This is a genomic window from Duganella sp. S19_KUP01_CR8 (assembly GCF_036688705.1).
Lineage (GTDB): Bacteria > Pseudomonadota > Gammaproteobacteria > Burkholderiales > Burkholderiaceae_D > Rugamonas.
Window position 1 is genome coordinate 31,005 of record NZ_JAQQPR010000027.1, and the last position, 19,880, is coordinate 50,884.

Annotated in this window: 17 protein-coding genes; 3 read left to right on the top strand and 14 right to left on the bottom strand. The window is 62.6% G+C overall.

All coding sequences use genetic code 11. The features are described from left to right. Window positions 1-3 precede the first annotated feature (3 nt). Window positions 4-1,449, top strand: coding sequence for an amino acid permease (locus V6M89_RS23525; RefSeq protein WP_332855467.1), 1,446 nt, complete (start codon window positions 4-6; stop codon window positions 1,447-1,449). Here the strand turns inward: V6M89_RS23525 and ygjK are convergent. The 5 genes from ygjK to gcvPA all read right to left on the bottom strand — a co-directional run bounded on the left by ygjK (window position 1,391) and on the right by gcvPA (window position 10,500). Next, window positions 1,391-3,748 (bottom strand): alpha-glucosidase, encoded by a 2,358-nt coding sequence (ygjK, locus tag V6M89_RS23530; RefSeq protein ID WP_332855468.1) that lies wholly within the window; start codon window positions 3,746-3,748, stop codon window positions 1,391-1,393. The genes V6M89_RS23525 and ygjK overlap by 59 nt on opposite strands. A 76-nt stretch (window positions 3,749-3,824) precedes the next feature. Next, window positions 3,825-6,335 carry a TonB-dependent siderophore receptor gene (locus tag V6M89_RS23535; RefSeq protein ID WP_332855469.1) on the bottom strand — a complete coding sequence of 837 codons (2,511 nt, stop codon included), beginning with the start codon at window positions 6,333-6,335 and terminating at the stop codon, window positions 3,825-3,827. 54 nt (window positions 6,336-6,389) lie between these two features. Continuing rightward, window positions 6,390-7,523, bottom strand: coding sequence for an ATP-NAD kinase family protein (locus tag V6M89_RS23540; protein WP_332855470.1), 1,134 nt, complete (start codon window positions 7,521-7,523; stop codon window positions 6,390-6,392). Continuing rightward, window positions 7,520-9,097 carry an aminomethyl-transferring glycine dehydrogenase subunit GcvPB gene (gene gcvPB, locus V6M89_RS23545; protein ID WP_332855471.1) on the bottom strand — a complete coding sequence of 526 codons (1,578 nt, stop codon included), beginning with the start codon at window positions 9,095-9,097 and terminating at the stop codon, window positions 7,520-7,522. Before gcvPB ends, V6M89_RS23540 begins: the two co-directional genes overlap by 4 nt. A gap of 5 nt (window positions 9,098-9,102) precedes the next feature. Continuing rightward, a complete protein-coding gene (gene gcvPA, locus V6M89_RS23550) occupies window positions 9,103-10,500 on the bottom strand; it encodes an aminomethyl-transferring glycine dehydrogenase subunit GcvPA (RefSeq protein WP_332855472.1) in 1,398 nt (465 codons plus the stop codon). Between the two features lie 100 nt (window positions 10,501-10,600). On the opposite strand from gcvPA, the gene gcvA reads away from it, so the two are divergent. Next, on the top strand, window positions 10,601-11,536 hold the full coding sequence (gcvA, locus tag V6M89_RS23555) for a transcriptional regulator GcvA (RefSeq protein ID WP_332855473.1): 936 nt from the start codon (window positions 10,601-10,603) through the stop codon (window positions 11,534-11,536). Here the strand turns inward: gcvA and V6M89_RS23560 are convergent. From V6M89_RS23560 to rpmH, 9 genes are all read right to left on the bottom strand, one after another. Continuing rightward, the gene (locus V6M89_RS23560) at window positions 11,520-11,978 is read right to left on the bottom strand and encodes a hypothetical protein (protein ID WP_332855474.1); all 459 of its coding nucleotides are present in this window, start codon (window positions 11,976-11,978) and stop codon (window positions 11,520-11,522) included. The genes gcvA and V6M89_RS23560 overlap by 17 nt on opposite strands. Continuing rightward, window positions 11,956-12,348: a hypothetical protein gene (locus V6M89_RS23565; protein WP_332855475.1), complete on the bottom strand. Its 393-nt coding sequence runs from the start codon at window positions 12,346-12,348 to the stop codon at window positions 11,956-11,958. Before V6M89_RS23565 ends, V6M89_RS23560 begins: the two co-directional genes overlap by 23 nt. Before the next feature lie 64 nt (window positions 12,349-12,412). Beyond that, window positions 12,413-13,237 (bottom strand): TIGR04255 family protein, encoded by an 825-nt coding sequence (locus V6M89_RS23570; RefSeq protein ID WP_332855476.1) that lies wholly within the window; start codon window positions 13,235-13,237, stop codon window positions 12,413-12,415. 76 nt (window positions 13,238-13,313) lie between these two features. Further along, a complete protein-coding gene (locus V6M89_RS23575) occupies window positions 13,314-13,979 on the bottom strand; it encodes a glutathione S-transferase family protein (protein ID WP_332855477.1) in 666 nt (221 codons plus the stop codon). A 9-nt stretch (window positions 13,980-13,988) separates the two neighbouring features. After that, window positions 13,989-15,368, bottom strand: a complete 1,380-nt coding sequence (mnmE, locus tag V6M89_RS23580; RefSeq protein ID WP_332855478.1) for a tRNA uridine-5-carboxymethylaminomethyl(34) synthesis GTPase MnmE — start codon at window positions 15,366-15,368, stop codon at window positions 13,989-13,991. A gap of 70 nt (window positions 15,369-15,438) precedes the next feature. Next, entirely contained in the window at window positions 15,439-17,136 is a 1,698-nt protein-coding gene (gene yidC / locus V6M89_RS23585; RefSeq protein WP_332855479.1) for a membrane protein insertase YidC, read from the bottom strand. Window positions 17,137-17,147: 11 nt separating this feature from the next. Next, on the bottom strand, window positions 17,148-17,414 hold the full coding sequence (yidD, locus tag V6M89_RS23590; RefSeq protein ID WP_332855480.1) for a membrane protein insertion efficiency factor YidD: 267 nt from the start codon (window positions 17,412-17,414) through the stop codon (window positions 17,148-17,150). Next, window positions 17,411-17,851 carry a ribonuclease P protein component gene (gene rnpA, locus V6M89_RS23595; protein ID WP_116994020.1) on the bottom strand — a complete coding sequence of 147 codons (441 nt, stop codon included), beginning with the start codon at window positions 17,849-17,851 and terminating at the stop codon, window positions 17,411-17,413. Before rnpA ends, yidD begins: the two co-directional genes overlap by 4 nt. Before the next feature lie 35 nt (window positions 17,852-17,886). Beyond that, window positions 17,887-18,021: a 50S ribosomal protein L34 gene (gene rpmH, locus V6M89_RS23600; protein WP_040378179.1), complete on the bottom strand. Its 135-nt coding sequence runs from the start codon at window positions 18,019-18,021 to the stop codon at window positions 17,887-17,889. A gap of 386 nt (window positions 18,022-18,407) precedes the next feature. Between rpmH and dnaA the strand changes: the two genes are divergently transcribed. Next, window positions 18,408-19,805, top strand: a complete 1,398-nt coding sequence (gene dnaA / locus V6M89_RS23605; protein ID WP_332855481.1) for a chromosomal replication initiator protein DnaA — start codon at window positions 18,408-18,410, stop codon at window positions 19,803-19,805. The last annotated feature ends 75 nt before the right edge of the window (window positions 19,806-19,880 follow it).

Below are 19,880 nucleotides of genomic sequence, written 5' to 3' on the forward strand. Positions count from 1 at the left end.
GACATGGCAATTTCAAGCAATGCGCAAATCGGCCGCTTCATGCTGCTGTCGATGGCGGTGGCGGCGATCTTCAATATCCGCAATGTGGTCAACAGCAATATCGCCATCGGCATGGTGGCTGTGCCATCCTTCCTGTTTGCGACGGCGACCTTCTTCATTCCCTATGTGCTGATCATCGCGGAATTTGTCAGCTTGAACAAGGACGCCAAGTCCGGCATCTACCAGTGGATACGTTCGTCGATGGGCGACAAGTGGGCTTTCGTCGGCGCCTACTGCTACTGGTTCGTCAACCTGTTCTACTTCACGTCGGTGCTGCCCAATATCCTCGTGTATTCGTCTTATGCGTGGCTGGGATACGAGTACCAGTTCTCGTCGCTGGTGACGGTGCTGCTGTCGATCGTGTTGTTTGCATTCGCCACCTGGGTCTCCACCAAGGGCGCGACATGGGTGGGCCGCGTGACTTCCATCGGCAGCTCGCTGGTGCTGTTGATGGCGTTCGGCTTCGTGGGATTGAGCCTGGCCGACTGGATGGGCGGCGTGGTGCCCGCCACGCCCATCACCGCCGCCGCGATGACGCCGACGTTCAGCTGGGGTTTCATGGGCGTCATGGCGTGGATACTGTTTGCCGCCGGCGGTGCCGAGTCGGTGGGCGTGTTCCTGAATGACGTGCGGGGTGGCGCCAGGACCTTTGTGCGCACCATCGTTTTCGCCGGCCTGCTGATCGGCGTGCTGTATTCGGTGTCTGCGCTGGTGCTGAACCTGTACGTGCCCGCTTCCAAGTTGAGCTACACCTCCGGCGTGTTCCAGGTATTCGGTGCGCTGGGTGCGCATCACCAGGTATCGCCGATGCTGCTGAACCGTTTGGTGGGCGCGGTGATGCTGCTCGGTTCCTTCGGCACGCTGATGGTGTGGACCGCCGCGCCGGTCAAGGCGCTGTTCTCGGAGATCCCGAAAGGTATTTTTGGAGAGCGTGCCATCGCCTTGAACCGTCATGACATGCCCGAGCGCGCCGCGTGGATACAGTTTTGTGTGGTGGTGCCGCTGTTGGTGATACCGGCGCTGGGGTCATCCAATGTGAACCAGCTGCTCAATGTGGTGATCAACATGACGGCGGCCACCGCGCTGCTGCCGCCGCTGATCATCATGGCGGCCTACTTCCACCTACGTTTGCGGCTGGACCATCTGCCGCGCGACTTCCGCATGGGATCGCGCCGCGTCGGGCTGGCGATCACCAGTGTGTTGCTGGCGTTCTTTGGCATTGCCTTCATCGCCGCCATCTTCCCGGCCGGCCAGAACCTGCTGCTCACGCTGGGTTATAACGTGGGCGGCGTGGTCCTGTTCCTGGGATGGGCGTTGTGGAAGTACCGCCTGTATGAGCGCGGCCTTGTGATTACTTCTGAGGTTTTGCATCCCGCGCCAGCATCAGCAGGTGCGCGGCGCTCCAGCTGAAATTGGTGGCGCCCTGCATGCGGCCGGTGATGGGGTGGTAGTTCTCCCGGATCGGTGCGTCGCCTTGCAGGCCTTCCGCGCCAGTCGTGAAGCGTTTGGCGATGGCGTCGGCTTCCGCAGCGTGGCCGTAGTTGCGCAGACCGGCCGCGCCGAAATAGACCTGGTCCAGCCATACCCTGCCGCGCCAGTAGATCTCCGGATCGTACGATGGATTGGAGACGGCCGCCGTCGGCATCGGGATGGGCGTGCCGAATTCGGCCGGGTCCAGCATCTTCGCGATCACCGCGTCGGCTTGCCGCTGTTCGGCGGCGCCGGCCCATAGCGCGGTCCAGCCTTCGGGGCCGCGTCCGCGCATAGTCAGCAGCGTGCCGCCGAGTTTCCGGTCGTAGTAAAAACCGCTGGCGGGATCGAAGAAGCTGGTGTTGATCAGGCCACGCAGATGCACCGCCTGTTCTCGCCATGTGCGCGCGGCGGCCTGGTCGCCCAGTTCTTGCGCGATATCGGCCAGGATCAGCTTTTCACGATAGAGGAAAGCATTCAGGTCCACCGATTCCTGGTCGATGGAATAGCCCAGCAGCTTGCCTTGTTTGTCGCGGTTCTCCACCACGCGCACCTGCCAGTCGCGTCGCGCGGCGGCCAGATCTCCACCGTGGACTTTGTCGGCATAACGCTGCAAGGCGGTGGGTTCGATGAAACCGAAGCGCGCCGCGTTGTCCATGCCGGATTCGTAGCCCGCAGCCTGCTGCACCGGCAGTTCAATGGCCGCGTACTGGCCGGTATCGACGATGTGGCTGTAGGCAGCAAGGCCCAGGCAGTCGCGCATGCCGTCCTGCTCCGTTCCGCAGCCTTCGAGCGGCGCCGGCGACAGTGGTTTGACGCGGAAGCGCAGTTGGCCAACGTCGTCGTTGTGCAGCGGGTGCACCGTCGCGCCGTATTCGGCCAGGCCGTTGTGATCGTGGTCGCGGTTGCGATACCACCAGCGATGGTAGGCCTCCAGCTTGGGTAGCATCTCTTGCAGCCAGGCGCGGTCGCGGGACTGGCGGTAGATTTCCCATACGGTCCATGCGGCCAGCGGTGGTTTGGTATCGCGTTCGTTCCAGTTGTCGCCGTCGCCGCCGCGCGCGGCGTCCATGTTGTAGAAGACGTTGTCGGGCACCATGCCCTCGTCTTGAGGACGCACCGCATCGCTGGCCTGTATCTGGTAGTCGAACAGCGAGCGTACCGTGTTGGCGGCCAGCGCGGGATCGATGGCCGCCAGTGCGTAAGCCTGCTTCCACGTGTCCCAAGTCCAGGCGCCGTTGAACCAGCGTGCCGTGGTGGACGGCACCATCGCATCATGACGGAAGGCGCCGCGCGGCGTACGCCAGTTGCCGATCAGGGTTTCCAGCGCCTTGGTGCCAAGCGTGGATGCAGGAAGCCTGGCCTGCCACGCGGCCCAACGGCGCTCGTTCGCCGCAATCGCCTGTTCCACGCGCGTGGGGCTGGACAGCAGCGAGGCCGCTTGAGCAGCGGCAGCATCCGTGTCATCCAGCTGATAACTGTAAGCGCTATAGATTGTTTGCTGCCGGCCGGCGGCCAGCAGCGGCAGGTCGGCGCTGCTGTCGTAATGCTGGCTACCTACCCTGTCCTGCGCGCGTACGCTGCGTTCGATGCGGTAGCGCGAACGGCCGCTGGTCATCACGTTGCCGGCGTCACGCACCTTGCCGAAAGTGACGCTGACGCCGCCGGCATCCTGCACCAGCTGCGGCTTCCACGCCGGCTGGCGCGCGGCCACGGAGCCATCCTTGCCCCATTGCGCCATCAAGTCTCCCTGCCAGTGCGCCTTCAGCGACAGCGCTTTACCGGACGTATTGCGCAAGCGGTAGCGCACTAGCGCGCTGCTGGAGCTGACGAAATGCAGATCCACGTCCAGCTGCAATCCCGGCCACACCAGCCGCTGACTCAACACGCCGGGACGCGCGGCACTGGTCCAGCGGGCCTGCTCCGGCCTGAAGCTGCGGCCCGTGCGGCGATCGCTCAGGTCCAGCCGCTCCAGCGCGGAGGCGACATACAGGCTGTACTCCTCGGCGATCACCAGCGGGCCGCTGAAGGTGCCGGCCAGCGCCGGCGCGTCGGGCAGCAGGTAGCCGTGCCAGCTGCCGGCGTCGAACATGGGATTGAAGCGCTGGTTTTGCTCGGCGTCGAAATCGCGCGCGGCGGCCGGGGTTCCGTATCGATTGATGGAGGGCGATTGCGCGTGCGCGGCCCAGGCGGCGGTGCATGCCGCAATCAGCAGCAAGTTGCGAACAGATGAGGACATAGGCGGGAATGAAAACGAGTTATCAGGAAGGGTAACACGATGAGGCCGGGCGTTTAATACGCCCGGCCCCTGCACATCAGAAGCGATAAGACAACGAGGCCGTGGCATTGCGCCCCAGGATAGGCCGTGCGTAGAACAGACTGCCGTTCGAGCTTTGGTTAAAGCCGCTGCGTGGATTCCCTTCGGTCAGGCCAATCGAGTTGCTCACGTTGTTCACCTTCAGGTTCAGCTTCCACTTCTTGTCGATCTTGATCTCCGCGCCCATGTCGATCACATGGTAGGCAGGCAGCGCCAGCGCATTCTCAAAGTCGGCGAAGCGCTTGCCGATATGGCTGTAGACCAGGAACACATCGCCGAAACCGAAATGCAGCGTCGGGATCAGGCGCACCTGCGTGTTCGGCGTGCGCATCACCTGGTTGCCGTTTTGCTTGGCCTCTTCCGCGTTTGGATCGATGCCGTTGATGGTGGCCTTCTGCAGGGTAGCCACGTACTCCAGCGAGAACTGCTTGAACGGATTGATGATGCCCTCCAGCTCAATGCCGGTCGACAGCGTCTTGACGAACACCTGGCGGAAGTCGCCCGTGGCCTGGTTGGTTTCGCCGAAGGACAGGTTGTCGAACTTGGTGTGGAATACCGTGGCCGATGTGGTCCAGAACGGCGATATGTAGCGCACGCCAGCCTCGGTGAAACTGAGCCGGCTGGCGCCATCGACAAAGCTGTCGCCGCTGTACAGTGTCGGCATGTTGGTGCCGCTGGCATAACGGCCGTACGTGGCCACATGGTCGTTGAAGGCGTAGTTGAAGCCCGCCGTGTACGAAGCTTCCTTGATCGTCTTCTGCTTGCGCGTCCACACGCCGGTGCCGGCGCGGCGCATGTAGTTGTTGGCGATGATGTTGTCCTTGTCGCTGCCGTCGGGATTGAGAGAACCGGGGATGATGGCGCCGCCGGTCAGGCTGTTGCCAGGCAGGTCGTCGCCCGCCGCCAGCACGCCTTCGTCCTGCACGTCGTAGCGGGCCACCTCATAGCGCACGCCGGCGTCCAGGCGCAGGTTGTTGGTGACCTTCCATTCGTCGTTGACGAAGTAGGACAACGACTTCATATCGCCTTTGTGGCGCTCGTAGAAGTAGCCATTCCGCAGCACGCCCTTGTCCGACAGGTAGCCGAGGATCTTGTTGTTGGCGTCGACGGCGACGATATCGAGCCGGCTCGGTTGGTCGCGCACGTCGGTGATGATGCGAGCGCCGTAGTCGGAATCGTCGTACAGCTTTTGCGCCGCGAACAGAATGCCGGCGGTGAAGCTGTTCTTGTCGTTCTCCTTCGTCACCGACAGCTTGTCGACGAAGTGGCCCAGTGAGCGGAAGCGCGTTTCGGCCACCGCGTCGGTGGTGAAGCCGTTGCCGTTCAGGGTGGAAGGATCGTTGATCACTTGTCCAGTGCCGGCATAGGCCAGCTTGGCGGTGCCGCCGAAACGCTTCAACAACTCGGCGACGTCGCTGGACTGCGCAGGATCGAGCCGGTTGCTGGCGCGGACCAGATAACTGTTCGGGCCATTGAACACCGAGTGCGGCGCGACGTCGTAGCGGGTGTAGCGCGCATTGTTACGGAACGACCAGTCGCCGCCCAGTTCATGCTGCAGATCCGCGCCGATCATCTTGGCCAGCACGTGGAAGCCGGTGTTAAGGTCGGTGGTAACGGGACCGTTGGTGGTCTGGTTGGTGATGTGCGCAACATCCGGGCCGTCCAGCGAGCCGTAATGCGGATTCACGCCCGGCACGCCGGTCGGGTTGCCGGGGTTGGTCAGCGGGATAGGCAGGTAGAAGGTGTTGTGGTCATTGACGTACTTGGCCGACAGGTTCAACTCCCCATGTTCAAGCTTGCGCGTCACGTTCAGGCGAAGCTGGCCGCCATGGTCGGCGGTGATGCCGATCGGGCGCACGCCCTTGCCTTCGCGGTAGTAGCCGCCGACCGCGTAGGTCCAGTCGTCGTTGATCGGTCCCGAATACACGCCTTCGGTGCGCACCATGCCATAGTCGCCGATGGTGACCTTGGCCTCGCCCTGCGGCGTTTGCGTGCCCTTCTGGCTGATGAAGTTGACGATGGCCGCCGGGCCGTTGGTGGACAGGATAGCGGAGGTGCCGCCGCGGATCGCCTCGAAGCGTTTGATGGTGACGTCCTCGCGCATCAGCACGTCCACCAGTTCGCCGTCGTAGATCACCGGCAGGCCATCTTCCTGGAGGCTGATGAACTGGAACGCGGCGCCGCCACTCAAGCCGCGCGGTGAGACGTTGTTCGATACCTCGCCGCCGGACGCCTCCACCCACAGGCCGGGCACTTGTTGCAGCGAATCGGCCAGGCTATGCGGCGCGAGCTTCTCCAGCTTGGCCAGGTCCACGGTCGTAATGGCGACCGAGGATTCCAGCTTGGTGCGATTTCTGGCGGTGGTACCGGTGACGACCACCTCCTGGATGGGTGCGCCCTTGTCGGTGGCGCCCGCCGCGTCGGGCGCTGTTTGCGCCTGCGCGCCGTGCATGGCCGCCAGCTGGGCCAGGGTGGCGACCGAAAGGGTCAACCCGGTTTTTTGTCTCATTTGGAATCTCCAGATAGTTATCGTTATGTTTGCTGCTTTGCTTTTTTACTGCCGCTACACCGAGACCGGCCACATGGTCTGCTCCCGGTAGCCGGTCGTCACCGGCAAATACCCATTGAATTGCGCATCGAGTTCCGCGTCGCCGCTGTCGATGCGTAGCACGCCGCCGTGCAGCGACAACAGCTTGTCCTGTGGCGCCAGCACATGCAGCCCGCGCCGCCCGGCCGCGCGCAGCAGGCGCGGTGAAATCTGCTGGTTGCCGCGTCCCAGCACCAGCCCCTGTCCGCCGATCGGCGACAGCACCAGGTGCAGCAACGACTGCCAGCTGCCGGCCAGGTCTTCCAGTTCACGGCGCGAGGCGTCGCGCGCCAGCAGCGTGCCGTCGCCCAGCACCGCGTCCACGCCCAGCAAGGTGCCGTCCACGCCCAGCAGCGACAGCAATGCCTGCGTGGTCGAGCCGGGGCCGACCAGGTACAGCGAGCGCGCCTCCATGCCTTCCGCAAAGCTGCGGGCGATGGCCATGCGCTGCGCACCGCTGCCACTGGCATGGCGCGACTTGCCGCCTTGCGTCAGCGACGGCGCCAGCGGCAGTTGCAGGTAGCCGTACAGGCGCGGCACGATCTGGTTGCGCCGCAGCGCTTCTTCGTCGAGGTCCATCACTTCGGCATCGCTGCAGATGGCCAGGCCGTTCTGCTGCAACTGGCGCAGCAGCAGCCCTGCTGCCGTTGGATGGTTGGCGAATACCGCCGATTGCATCTTCACGCCGGCCGGCACACCCAGCACCGGCAAGGTGGCCATTGCGCCGGCATCGCGCAAACCATCCAGCACATCGCGCGCGGTGCCATCGCCGCCGGCGAACAGCAGCAGGTCTATCCCCATGCCGGCCAGGATGCAGCTGGCGCGGCGTGTATCCGCCGCCTGAGATGGCGAGGCAACCGGCACCACGGCGCAGGCCTGCAAGCCCGCCGCGTGCAATGCGTGCAGGCCCATGTCGCCGTCGGCCGTGTACCAGCTGACGGCTTGCGCCGCGCCGCCGCAGGCCCCGAACATGGCGGCCAGGCGCGCGGCCACCTGCGGCAGGACGCCGGCCGCCAGCGCCGCCTGCACGCTGTCGGCGCCGTCCGAGCCTTTGAGGCCGGCCGGGCCGCCGATGCCGGCCCAGGGATTGACCACCAGCCCGATCTTCATGCCAGTCCGCGCTCGCCCAGCTTGCGTTGATAGGCGCGCCAGGTGATAGACCAGCGCTCCGGATCGTCCAGCATCTCGCCCTGCACACGGTGCACCGGGCAGTTGTGCGGCGCCGTCTTGACCAGATCCGGATCGCTGTGCGCCTCGCCGGCGATGTGGCGCATCACGCCGATGAATTCATCGAGGTCGGCGCGCGAGTAGGATTCGGTCGGCTCGATGGTGGCAGGCTCCGGCACCACATACGGATGGTGGCTGGTCCAGTAGTGCACGCCAAAGTCGGCGGCGCGCAGGCCGATTTCTTCCGACGTCACGCCGGTGGCCTCGGTCAACCCCGCCCAGCTGTAGCGCACCTGCTCGATGCGGCGCTTGCCTGCCGCGTAGGGCGCGGACATGCCCTCAATCTTCAGCAGCTCGTGCATCATGTAGTTGTTGTTCAGGACCGCGATCTCGGACACGGTGCGCAAGCCCTCGGCGCCCAGGTTCATGATCCACGCATAGGCGCGCAGCATGATGGAGGCGGTGCCGGTGAAGCTGCTGATCTTGCCGATCGATTGCGGCGCGCCGCTCACCAGGCTGTAGCGCCCTTCCTTCTGCCGCACCAGGGGGCCGGGCAGGAACGGCGCCAGCGCCTCCGTGCAGCACACCGCGCCGACCGCCGGACCGCCGCAGGCGTGCGGCGTGGCGAAGGTCTTGTGCAGGTTGAAGTGGCACAGGTCGAAGCCTGCCTCGCGTGCGCGGGCGATGCCCAGCAGGCCGTTAGCGTTGGCCTGGTCATATACGCACAGGCCACCCACCGCGTGCACCGCGTCGACGAATTCGCGGATGCGGCTGTTGAAGATGCCGGTGTCCTCCGGATTGGTGATCACCAGCGCGGCGGTGCGCGGCGATACGGCGGCCTTCAGCGCGTCCAGGTTGGGGTAGCCATTCGCATCCGGATACAGCGTGATCACCTTGTAGCCAACCAGCTTGGCGCAGGCAGCGTCCGACGGGTGCGAGAAGATGGTGGTGATGACTTCATCACGCCGGCCGGCGTCGCCACGGCTCTCGTGCCACGCACGCACCATCGCCATGTTGGCGAAGATGGCTTGCGAACCGCCGCGCGGCTGCAGCGACACAGCGTCCATGCCGGACACTTCGCGCATCACGCCTTCGACCTTGTCGATCACTTCCAGCATGCCCTGCACGGTGCTGTCGGGCTGGCGCGGATGCAGCTCCGACATGCCGGGCTGGCGCGCCAGCTGGTCGTTGATCTTCGGGTTGTACTTCATGGTGCAGGTGCCCTGCCCCACGTCCACGTTGAGGTCCGCTCCCAGCGTCTCCTGCGACAGGCGCAGGTAGTGGCGCAGCACGCGGTTCTGCGACATCTCCGGCAGCGCCGGTGCACGCTGGCGCAGCATGGTGGCGGGCAGTCCGGCCAGCGGCTGGCCGGCGGCGCGCACGATGTCCGGCTCCACTTCAGGTATCAGGATGCCGCGTTCGCCGGGCTGGCTCAGTTCAAAGATGACCGGTTCGTCCCAGCGCGCCTGATGGTAGCGGCGCATCTGCTGTTTGCGGTGGTGGGCGATGTTATCCATGGCGTTCATTGGTTGAGGACTTTCTCTAGCGTTGCGCACAGCAGGTCGATGTCTTCCTGCGCGTGGACTTCGGAAAAGGCGTACAGGGCCGACTGGCCCAGCGCGGGGAAGGCGGCGCTCAGGTCATGGCCGCCGAACACGCCCTGCTGCAGCAAGGCGGCGTTGACGGCGGCCACCGGCAGGCCGGTGCCGTCGAAGTTGACGACGAACTCGCGGAAGTGGCAGCTGCCCTCGTGCGTGATGCGCACGCCGGGCAGGCGCGCCATGCGCTGCCTGGCGTAGGCGGTGCGCTGGGCGATTCCGGTGGCCAGTTCGGTCATGCCTTGTGGCCCCATTAGCGCGAGATAGACGCCGGCCGTGATGCCCCACAGCGCGGCGGCGGTGCCGACGAATTCGTTACCGTTCTCGCGCTTGTCGAACGAGGTGCGGCTGTAGGCAACGTCGCCGAAGCCGTACTCGCCCGGCACGCTGGTCGGCACGATGCCGAACAGCCGCGATGGATACTGCATGACGATGGCGGGATCGTCGTGGCTGGCGATGAAACCACCCTGGCCGCCGCCGTAGTTCATGTGCATGCCCAATGGCTGAATGTCGCCGCAGACGATGTCGGCGCCGTAGTTGGACGGCGGCGCCAGCACACCCAGCGAGACCGGATCGACGCCGACCACCAGCAGCGCACCCACCGCATGCGCGGCGGCGGCCAGCGCGGCGCCGTCGTCGATGGTACCGAGGAAGGATGGGATATCGACGTACAGCGCGGCGGTGTCCTGATCGAGCAGTTGCTTCACCGTGGCCAGGTCGAGCAGGCCGGTTTTCGGATCGAACGGCGCGCTGACGAAATCGAGGTCGGCGCGGCCGTAGGTCTGCATCACGGACAGCTTGTCCGGATTGATATGGCCGGCCACGACGACGCGGCGGCGGCCGGTGTGGCGGCCCGCCATGCGCACGGCGGTGGCGGCGGCCTGCATGCCGTCGTACACCGGCACGTTGACCACGTCCATCTCCAGCAGCGCGCCCATCATGCTGCAGTATTCGAACAGCGCCTGGAAACGGCCATGGTCGTCATACGGTTCACCGGCATAGGCGGTGGCGAACTCGCTGCGGCCGTTGATCTCATCGCAGACGGCCGGCACGTGGTGCTGGTAGCAGCCGCCGCCCAGGAAGCTGAGCTGCCCGGCGCAGTGGCTGTTCTTGCGCAGCAGGCCGTCCACGTGGCGCTTGAGGCGCGCCTCCGACAGGTGCGGCGCGGCGATCGCCAGCGGCGCCTGCATGCGCAGGGCGGCGGGGATGTCGGCAAAGAAGTCTTCAGTGCTGGTGGCGCCCACGGCGCGCAACATGGCGTCGCGCACGGCGGGGACCGAGTTGGGGATGTAGGGGTGGATGAAGGGCTTGCCAGGTTCCATGTCATTTCCTGTTGATCGAGGGTGGATACCCCATCTTGTAGGAGCGAAATAACATTGACAAATGATCAGTATGCATGCGATACATTAGAAAAATTCATGCATGGGGAACGTCTTGGTTCATTCTTCCAGTCTGTTGAGGCAGTTGAAAACGTTTGAAGTCACGGCGCGGCACATGAGTTTTACCCGTGCCGCCGATGAGCTGTGCATCTCGCAGGCGGCGGTCAGCCACCAGATCAAGACGCTGGAAGACGCGCTGCAAATCAAACTGTTCAAGCGCATGACGCGGGCCATCACGCTGACCGGCGAGGGGGCGATTTTGCAACGCAGCCTGGTCGATGCCTTTGGCCGCATCGACCGTGTGCTGGCGCAGTTGGCGCAGGGCGAGGGACGCGCGCGCAAGCGGTTGACGGTGGCTGTGACGCCGGCCTTCAGCTCGCGCTGGCTGGTGCATAGGCTGGACCGTTTTCTGGCGGCGCATAGTCAGCTTGAAGTGCGGCTGGTGCACACGGTGATGCATACGGACCTGGGACGCGACAGCATCGACCTGGCGATACGCTGGGGGGATGGCAAGTGGCCGGGCGTGGAGTGCGAACGCCTGTTCGGCACCGAGCTGCTGCCGGTGTGTTCACCTGCGATGTTGAAGGACGGCCCGCCGTTGTTGGAGCCGTCCGATCTGGCGCATTACACGCTGCTGCACGAGGACAGCTGCGACGATTGGGAACGCTGGTTCGAGCAGGCGGGTTTGGCGCCATCGCTGGCGCTGCGCGGGCCGCTGATCGACGACAGCAACGCGCTGATGCAGGCGGCGCTGAACGGCCAGGGCATCGCGCTGGGCCGCATGGCGCTGATCCGCGACGACCTGCGGCGCGGCACCTTGGTCAGCCCATTCAGCCAGACGCTGTCCACACAGGGCGCCTACTACATGTGCTGGCGCCCTACCCGTACGGAGCAGGAGGCGTTGACGTGGTTCTCGGACTTCCTGCGCGACGAGGCACGTGAACAGGAAAAGGATCTCGCCCCTACCTCGGAATCATGACGTCTGAAATTTCAACGAACCATTGCGCCTGCCGTAACAGGCGCTTGATTTTCCCTTGAGTCATGTCACCCCAGATTTGGCCGTGATAAGGGTTCACGCGAATCGGATCATCGTAGATAGGATCAAACCCTATCATGAGTGTTTCTTGTCGAAAGTCTCGTGCGATAAATCGGACTGCGCCGATCGCCGCAGGCGGGGGAAGCATGATCTGGACTTGTGGATCAAGTCCATCATCCAGTATCAACTGCTCAAGGTCCACAGAGATACCGGTGGTTGGAGAACTAATTTTCAGCAGTAGAGAAGAAAGCCGACGTCCCCCCTTCCCATCCGGGACCAGATGATGTTCCGTAACCTTCCGCAAAATGCCGTCGGTATCGTGTATTCCGTCGTGATCGTGCGGTGTTACGTTTCCATCTGCGTCACGCGGCGGCAGGGATAACACCTGCGCCCTCGGTGATCACAAGCAACCACTTTGCCACTTGAGAGAAATCCCTAGTAAGCGACAACTCCTCGTCATTCTCATAGTCAGTAAAGCTGACAAATGCGCGGACGTCATACGGCTTCACAATGTGCAGTTCCAGATCTCCATGCACAGTATGCCATTCAATCTGAAGGTCCCCGGCAGATCCAGGGACAATTGCCGGTGTTGGAGTGTTCGCTCCACATATCTGCGATAGAAGCTGCGCCGCAAAATAGGCATTCTCGTAAGAGACCGCCATACCTCTGTAGCCATCCCAACCATACGTTAGCCGTCGCAGCGCAGTAAGTTTGGCAAGGACCGCATCCATTAATGACGAACTGGATGCGGTCATGCTAATCGCTCGGTCAACGGTCTGGGCCCGCTCGTGGCGTGTCACAGCTCCGGAAAATGTTGAGTTAGACATTTTTTATTCCCCATTTCTCATGCGCATATGGAGTAGTAATTTCTCGGAATTTTTTTACGATTGCGCTGCGACCACAAATCATAAAGTCCATTGCGGATGCCACGGTAGGCTCCAGCGGCGTTCCCCGAATCGAGATGGTCAGTCCGAATGTTGGCCTGCCCTTGGTATCAACCCCGGAGCCGCAGTCGATAAACATTCTTGCGTAAGGCGATCCATTGTCTCTCGTGAGAACATATCGCAGGCTAATGCCTACGCTCTCTGGTTCCGCCGTGCTTCCAGCCCAAAGTGTGAACCACTTCGCGAGCGCTCGTTCAGCATCCGATTCGATAGCGATCTTATTGATGTACGAAATTTCGCATTGATTGACGACGAGCGCCTGCTTTTCAAGCTTGCCCGCATATTCCTCAAGAAGAGAAAGTTCGTTGTTGTAGGCAGTGGCCATTGCTTCGAAGTGGGGATAGATACCGGAACCTTCGACGTTGCGCCAATTGTGCAGAAGCCGGTCTGGCTGAAATTGAATCAGTTGACTCCCTGCTGGATCCAAAAACCAAAATCGATCATGCAGCGGGCCATCGATCAAGTTCAGCTGATTCATGGAGTTGATGGGCGCATGTCCTCCGAATATTTCAAACGAAGGAGGTAACGGTGAGCGCTCCTCAACGCGAGGATATCTGTCACGATACAGCGCCCAGACTTCTCCGCACTTTATCTGCTGATAGCCAACAAGGGAGTCAAATTGAACACCAAGAACTACCTCATCGAGCGGAGGAGCGTCGAAGTCAGGCAAATCGGCAGGTCTTTTGAGAGAAATATTCATCAAGGGAACAATGACATGTTTAGAACACTATACTCCAATGATCCTGGACTGCAATCCACAACAACAACCAAAGCGCCTAGGTTGGCAGTTCTGTTGCGGGCCGCGACGACACGCCCTGAGCCAACGCGGCGGCCTGCTCGGCGGCCTTCGCGCGCAGGAAGGCGGGACGCTGGCGCAACCGCTGCCAGTAGGCGGCGACGGCTGGCGTAAAGGACGTGTGTAATCCCAGTTGCTCGGCCAACAGCAGCGCGTAGCCGACCGAGACGTCGGCCGCCGTGAAGCGGCCGGCGCACAGGAATTCGTTTTGCTCCAGACGCGGCGTCAGTGTTTTCAGGCGCGATAAGAACCAGCGCGAATAATCCTCCACCACCTGCGGCTGCAAGCGCTCCTGCGATTCGAAGCGGCTGTAACGCAGCACCAGCGTTTGCGGGAAGGTCAGCGTGGCTTCACCGAAGTGCAGGTAGTTCAACCACGCGCCGTAGTCCGTTTCATCCAGCGCGACGTTTAGTCTGGCCGCCGGATGGCGCTCGGCCAAATACTGGCAGATCGCCGCCGATTCCGTCATCCGCATGTCGCCATCGAAGAAGGTCGGCACAGTGCCGCAGGGATTGATGTCGAGGTAGGACTTGTCGTGCACGCGCGGCGGGAAAGCCATCATGCGCAACTCATATGTCAGCCCCAATTCCTCCAGCATCCACAGCGGACGGAAGGAACGTGCGGCGATGCTATGGTAGAGGATCATGGGGCTTCCTTATTTTCCGATGCAGAAACGGGAGAAGATCACACCCAGCAAATCATCCGACGAGAAAGCGCCGGTGATGCTCGACAGCTGCACTTGCGCCAGCCGCAGCTCTTCCGCGAACAAGTCCAGCGACTGATCGTTCTGCGCCGCGTGTTCGCCTGCGCGCTCCAGATGGGCGCCGGCGTTCTTCAGCGCGATCAGGTGGCGTTCGCGCGCCAGGTACAGCGATTCGCCAGTCTGCTGCCAGCCGGCGATGCGCAGCAGCTCGGCGCGCAGCAAATCAATGCCGATATGCTCGTGCGCCGACAGATACACGTGCGTGGCATCCTCCATCGGATCGACGCCCGGCTTGTGGCCCGACAAATCGATCTTGTTCCAGATGCGCAGCACCGGCACGCCCGGCGGGAAGGCGGCGACGATGCCGTCGTCCGCGCGCGACGGGCCGTGGTCGGCGTCCAGCAGGTGCAGGATGACGTCGGCCTTGCCGACCTCGCCCCAGGTGCGCTCGATGCCGATGCGCTCGACCACGTCCACGCCATCGTCGATCGCGCGGATGCCGGCGGTGTCGATGATGTTTAGAGGGATACCTTCAATCTGGATCGTCTCGGTGACTTTGTCGCGCGTGGTGCCGGCGATCGGCGTGACGATGGCCACGTCCGTGCCCGCCAGCGCGTTCAGCAGCGAAGACTTGCCAACGTTGGGCTGGCCGACCAGCACCACGTTCAAGCCCTCGCGCAGCAGCGCGCCTTGCGACGCCTGCTTGAACACCTGCTCCAGCGCAGCGACGATGCCGGCCAGCTGGCCGCGCGCGTCGGATTTTTCCAGGAAGTCGATTTCCTCTTCCGGGAAGTCCAGCGTGGCTTCGACCAGCATGCGCAGGCCGGTCACGCCATCCACCAGCGCGTTGACCGTCTTCGAGAACGCGCCCGACAACGATTGCGACGCCGACTTGGCCGCCGCTTCGGTGGAGGCATCGATCAAATCGGCCACCGCCTCGGCCTGCGCCAGGTCGAGCTTGTCGTTGAGGTAGGCGCGGCGGGTGAATTCGCCCGGCTCGGCCAATCGCAGACCCAGTTCGGCACCCGCCTCCAGCACCCGCGCCAGCAGCAGTTGCAGCACGATGGGGCCGCCGTGGCCCTGCAGTTCCAGCACGTCTTCCCCGGTGTAGGAGTGCGGCCCTTTGAACCAGATGGCGATGCCCTGGTCGATCAGGGCGCCGTCGGCCTGCTTGAACGGGATGTAGGTGGCGTGGCGCGGCTGCAAGGCGGTGGCGCCGAACAGCGCGGTAATCAGCGGCTTGAGGTTCTTGCCGGAGGCGCGTACCACGCCGATGCCGCCGCGGCCCGGTGCGGTGGCGATGGCGGCGATGGGGGAAGAGTCGATATTCATAGGGGAATTGTAAAGTAAAAAAAAGCCCGCGATTAACACGGGCTTTTCTGCAACAGCATTTATCTGGCTATCAGGAGTTGGCGGCCGCTGGCGGCGCGAACTTCTTCGAGATCACGTACTGCTGACCGATCGACAGCACGTTGTTCACGACCCAGTACAGCACCAGGCCGGACGGGAAGAAGAAGAACATGACCGAGAACGCCAGCGGCATGAACAGCATCATCTTCGCTTGCATCGGATCGGCAGGAGCCGGGTTCAGCTTGGTGGTGATGTACATCGAGATCGCGTACAGCACTGGCAGGATGTACCAAGGATCCGGCGCGGCCAGGTTGGTGATCCAGCCGACCCACGGCGCGCCGCGAATCTCCACCGACGCTTGCAGCACCCAGTACAGGGCGATGAAGACCGGCATCTGCACCAGGATAGGCAGGCAGCCGCCCAGCGGATTGATCTTCTCGGTCTTGTACAACTCCATGGTGGCCTGGTTCATCTTGGCCGGATCGCCTTTGTAGCGCTCGCGGATCGCCTGCATCTTCGGCGTGACCAGCTTGACCTTGGCCATGCTGCGGTAACCGGCAGCCGACAGCGGGAAGAACGCCAGCTTGATCAGGATGGTGAAGGCGATGATGGTCCAGCCCCAGTTGCCCAGCACCTGGTGGATTTGGTCCATGACCCAGAAGATAGGCTTGGCGATGATGGTCAGGAAACCGTAGTCCTTGACCAGTTCCAGGCCAGGGCTGACTTTTTCCAGCAGCTTCGACTCCTGCGGGCCCGAGTACAGCTTGGCCTCGTTGGTCACGGTGGCGCCCGGCGCCAGCGTACCCAGTTGCTGGATGGTGCCGATCGCGTACTGGTTGGTCGTCACTTTCTTGGTGAAGATGGTGCGCGCCAGCTTGTCCTGCGGGACGAAGGCGGACACGAAGAAGTGCTGCGAGATCGCGAACCAGCCGTTGTCGGCCTTGGTCGGGTGATCCTGCACGGCATCCTTGCCGGTCTTGGCGGCTTCAACGGCTTCTTTTTCCAGCGTTTCGAACTTCAGCTTCTTGTAGTGGTCTTCGGCGGTGTACAGCGTCGGGCCGGTGTAGCTGCTGTTGAAGTAGGAGTCGCCGGCCGGCTTGTTGCCGTCGTGGACCAGTTGCAGGTACAGCTCAGGCTTGACCGGAGCGGCGCCGACGTTGGTCACGTCGTGGCGCACGTCGATCGTGTAGTCGCCGCGCTTGAAGGTGTAGGTCTTGGTCAGCTTGACGCCGGCCGATTCCGCTTCCAGCACCAGTTGCACCTGGTTGGCGTCGCCCAGCATGCGCGGGCCAGGCTTGGCGACGAAGCCGGTCTGGTGGTTCGGCAGGCCGGCGGCGCCGATCAGGCCGGATTGGGCCAGATAGGTCTTGCCGGTACCGGCGTCGACGTCGAACAGCACTTCGTTCTTGGTGGCGTCCACGCCGTCCTTGAACTTCAGCAGTTCCAGGCGCTTGATGGTGCCGCCCAGGGTGTCGACGTCGACACGGAACAGATCGGTGGTGACGGTGATGCGCTCACTCTTGAACGCCTCGGCCGCTGCGGGCGCGCCCGGCAATGCCGAAGCACCTGCTGCGGCGGTCGCGGTGGCGGCCGGCAGATCGGATTTCTTCGCTTCCGGGGCCTTGGCGGTCTGCGCCGGCGCGGGAGCAAACATGGAAGGTTTGCCTGTCGAGACCATCCAGTTGTTCCAAAGAACTACCAGCGACACGGCAAACACGATCCACAGGATGGTACGTTTATTGATATCCATTAGGCTATTTGTCAGGAGTGGTTGCAACCGCAAGCGGTCGTAGAAGAAGAATTCGTTTTGCCGTCCGCAGGGGGTACCGGATCGTGTCCGCCCGGATTCCACGGATGGCAGCGGCACACGCGCTTGGCCGCCAGCAGGCTGCCCTTGGCGGCGCCGTGCACCTGCAGCGCTTCCAGCGCATAGTTCGAGCAGCTCGGATGGAACCGGCAGCTCGGCGCCATCAGCGGGCTGATGGCCAGCTGGTAAAAGCGCACCAGGAAGCGTAGCAGTTTTTTCATGATGCCACAGGTGGAGGCGGCGGCGTCGAAGGCAAGGCCGGTTTCGGCAGCTTGGCCACCTTGGCCTGCGCGAACAGACGTGCCAGTTCCACCCGCAAAGCCGCTTTCAGCTTGGCAGTGGTGGCCGGTCCGTCCTTGCTGTTGACCGGCTTGGCCAGGCGCACCAGGCAGTCGATCGCCGGCAGGCCGGTCTGGCGGAACAATTCGCGGGTAACGCGTTTGATCGTGTTGCGCGTGACGGCGCGCGGCGCAAATCGCTTGGCCACAACGACGCCCAGCCGCGCATGCGGCAATTCATTCAGACGGGTGTAAAGCACGAAGTGCGCGCTTTTTTGGGTAGGGCGCAAACGAAAAACGGATGAAAATTCATCCGTTTTAACGATACGCCGAACGCGCGCGAAGTCGTGTGAACCTTCGCCTGTCGAGCCGCTTGAAATACAGCTTTCCACGCGATCAGCTAACAAGAGTTGGCTTATACAGCCAGACGCTTGCGGCCTTTGGCGCGACGTGCGTTGAGCACTTGGCGGCCACCACGGGTAGCCATACGAGCGCGGAAGCCGTGGGTACGCTTACGGCGTACAACGGAAGGTTGGTAAGTACGTTTCATGTTGGTCTCGCTAAAAGCAGAAAAAAATGCAAAATCGGGTTGTGGCCCCGTCAGTTTTTGGTGCCAATGACACTTCGCGCACCCATGCCAACGCTACCGGCACAAGCTGGGTCCATCTCATCGCCCGCTAAATCCACGCTTACTCCATATTGACGTTCATGTGAATAAACTAGGAATACGGGCGGGGAACCCTGAATTATCAGCATTTCGGTCCCGCTTGTCAACAACTGATGGTCTCTGGCCGCCATTCGGGGGCCGCCTAAAGTGCGAAAATAAGCGTCGTGCCTGTGGATAACTTGGGCCGGCGAGAGTAGAATAGCGCGTTACGTGTGGCGAACCCGGGTTCGCCGACACCCTTATCAGCAGTAAAGAATAGATAAAGATTCATGGAAAATTTCTGGCAGACCTGCTCCGCCCAGCTGGAGCTGGAGCTGACGCCGCAACAATTCAGCGCGTGGATAAAACCGCTCATCCCCCTCGACTACGAGGCGGGCAAGTTGCGTGTGGCCGCGCCCAACCGGTTCAAGCTGGACTGGGTGAAGTCCCAGTTCGCCAGCCGCATCACGGCCCTGGCCTGCCAGTATTGGGAAGCGCCGACCGAGGTGCAGTTCGTGCTCGACCCGCGCCTGGCGCTACCGAAAAAGCCGGCGACCGTGGTGCCCGCGCCCGACTACAACGACGGCAACCCGAACGGCCACGCGCGCAACTCCGACCCGGTGCCGTCGGTGCCCGAGTTGCCGGCTTCGGCCGCGCCGCGCCGCGAACAGAGCCGCATCAACACCGACCTGACCTTCGACAGCTTCGTGACCGGTAAGGCCAACCAGCTGGCGCGCGCCGCCGCGATCCAGGTGGCCAACAATCCGGGCGTATCGTACAACCCGCTGTTCTTCTACGGCGGCGTCGGCCTGGGTAAGACCCACTTGATCCACGCGATCGGCAACCAGGTGATGGCCGACCAGCCAGGCGCCAAGATCCGCTACATCCACGCCGAGCAGTACGTGCGCGACGTGGTGACGGCTTACCAGCGCAAGGGCTTCGACGATTTCAAGCACTACTATCATTCGCTCGACATGCTGCTGATCGATGATATTCAATTCTTCGGCGGCAAGAGCCGCACGCAGGAAGAATTCTTCTATGCGTTCGAAGCGCTGATCGCTGCCAAGAAGCAGATCATCATCACCTCGGATACCTATCCGAAGGAAATCACCGGCATGGACGATCGCCTGATTTCGCGCTTCGATTCCGGCCTGACGGTGGCGATCGAGCCGCCGGAGCTGGAAATGCGCGTGGCGATTCTGCTCAAGAAAGCCAAGCAGGAAGGCGTCACCTTCTCGGACGACGTCGCCTTCTTCGTGGCGAAGCACCTGCGCTCCAACGTGCGCGAGCTGGAAGGCGCGCTGCGCAAGATCCTGGCGTACTCGCGCTTCCACGGCAAGGACATCACGATCGACATCGTGAAGGAAGCGCTGAAGGATTTGCTGTCGGTGCAGAACCGCCAGATCTCTGTAGAGAATATTCAGAAGACGGTGGCGGACTTCTTCAACATCAAGGTAGCCGACATGTACTCCAAGCGTCGCCCTGCCAACATCGCGCGGCCACGCCAGATCGCGATGTACCTGGCCAAGGAGCTGACGCAGAAGAGTCTGCCGGAGATCGGCGAACTGTTCGGCGGCCGCGACCACACGACCGTGCTACACGCCGTACGCAAGATCGCGCTGGACCGCACCAAGAACCCGGAATGCAACCACGAGCTGCACGTGCTGGAGCAAACGCTGAAAGGCTAGCCGGACAGTAGGTTTGGCTTTATGATCTAGGCAAAAAAGCACGTCTGCTCACAAGGCAACATTGTTATAAAAATA

Bases quoted from the DNA above. Each gene is read 5' to 3' on its own strand.
- V6M89_RS23575 (WP_332855477.1), bottom strand. From the start codon at position 13,979: ATGATCCTCTACCATAGCATCGCCGCACGTTCCTTCCGTCCGCTGTGG.
- V6M89_RS23525 (WP_332855467.1), top strand. From the start codon at position 4: ATGGCAATTTCAAGCAATGCGCAAATCGGCCGCTTCATGCTGCTGTCG.
- V6M89_RS23540 (WP_332855470.1), bottom strand. From the start codon at position 7,523: ATGAAGATCGGGCTGGTGGTCAATCCCTGGGCCGGCATCGGCGGCCCG.
- yidC (WP_332855479.1), bottom strand. From the start codon at position 17,136: ATGGATATCAATAAACGTACCATCCTGTGGATCGTGTTTGCCGTGTCG.
- yidD (WP_332855480.1), bottom strand. From the start codon at position 17,414: ATGAAAAAACTGCTACGCTTCCTGGTGCGCTTTTACCAGCTGGCCATC.
- dnaA (WP_332855481.1), top strand. From the start codon at position 18,408: ATGGAAAATTTCTGGCAGACCTGCTCCGCCCAGCTGGAGCTGGAGCTG.
- ygjK (WP_332855468.1), bottom strand. From the start codon at position 3,748: ATGTCCTCATCTGTTCGCAACTTGCTGCTGATTGCGGCATGCACCGCC.
- mnmE (WP_332855478.1), bottom strand. From the start codon at position 15,368: ATGAATATCGACTCTTCCCCCATCGCCGCCATCGCCACCGCACCGGGC.
- gcvA (WP_332855473.1), top strand. From the start codon at position 10,601: ATGGGGAACGTCTTGGTTCATTCTTCCAGTCTGTTGAGGCAGTTGAAA.
- gcvPA (WP_332855472.1), bottom strand. From the start codon at position 10,500: ATGGAACCTGGCAAGCCCTTCATCCACCCCTACATCCCCAACTCGGTC.
- V6M89_RS23570 (WP_332855476.1), bottom strand. From the start codon at position 13,237: ATGAATATTTCTCTCAAAAGACCTGCCGATTTGCCTGACTTCGACGCT.
- rpmH (WP_040378179.1), bottom strand. From the start codon at position 18,021: ATGAAACGTACTTACCAACCTTCCGTTGTACGCCGTAAGCGTACCCAC.
- V6M89_RS23535 (WP_332855469.1), bottom strand. From the start codon at position 6,335: ATGAGACAAAAAACCGGGTTGACCCTTTCGGTCGCCACCCTGGCCCAG.
- gcvPB (WP_332855471.1), bottom strand. From the start codon at position 9,097: ATGGATAACATCGCCCACCACCGCAAACAGCAGATGCGCCGCTACCAT.
- V6M89_RS23565 (WP_332855475.1), bottom strand. From the start codon at position 12,348: ATGACCGCATCCAGTTCGTCATTAATGGATGCGGTCCTTGCCAAACTT.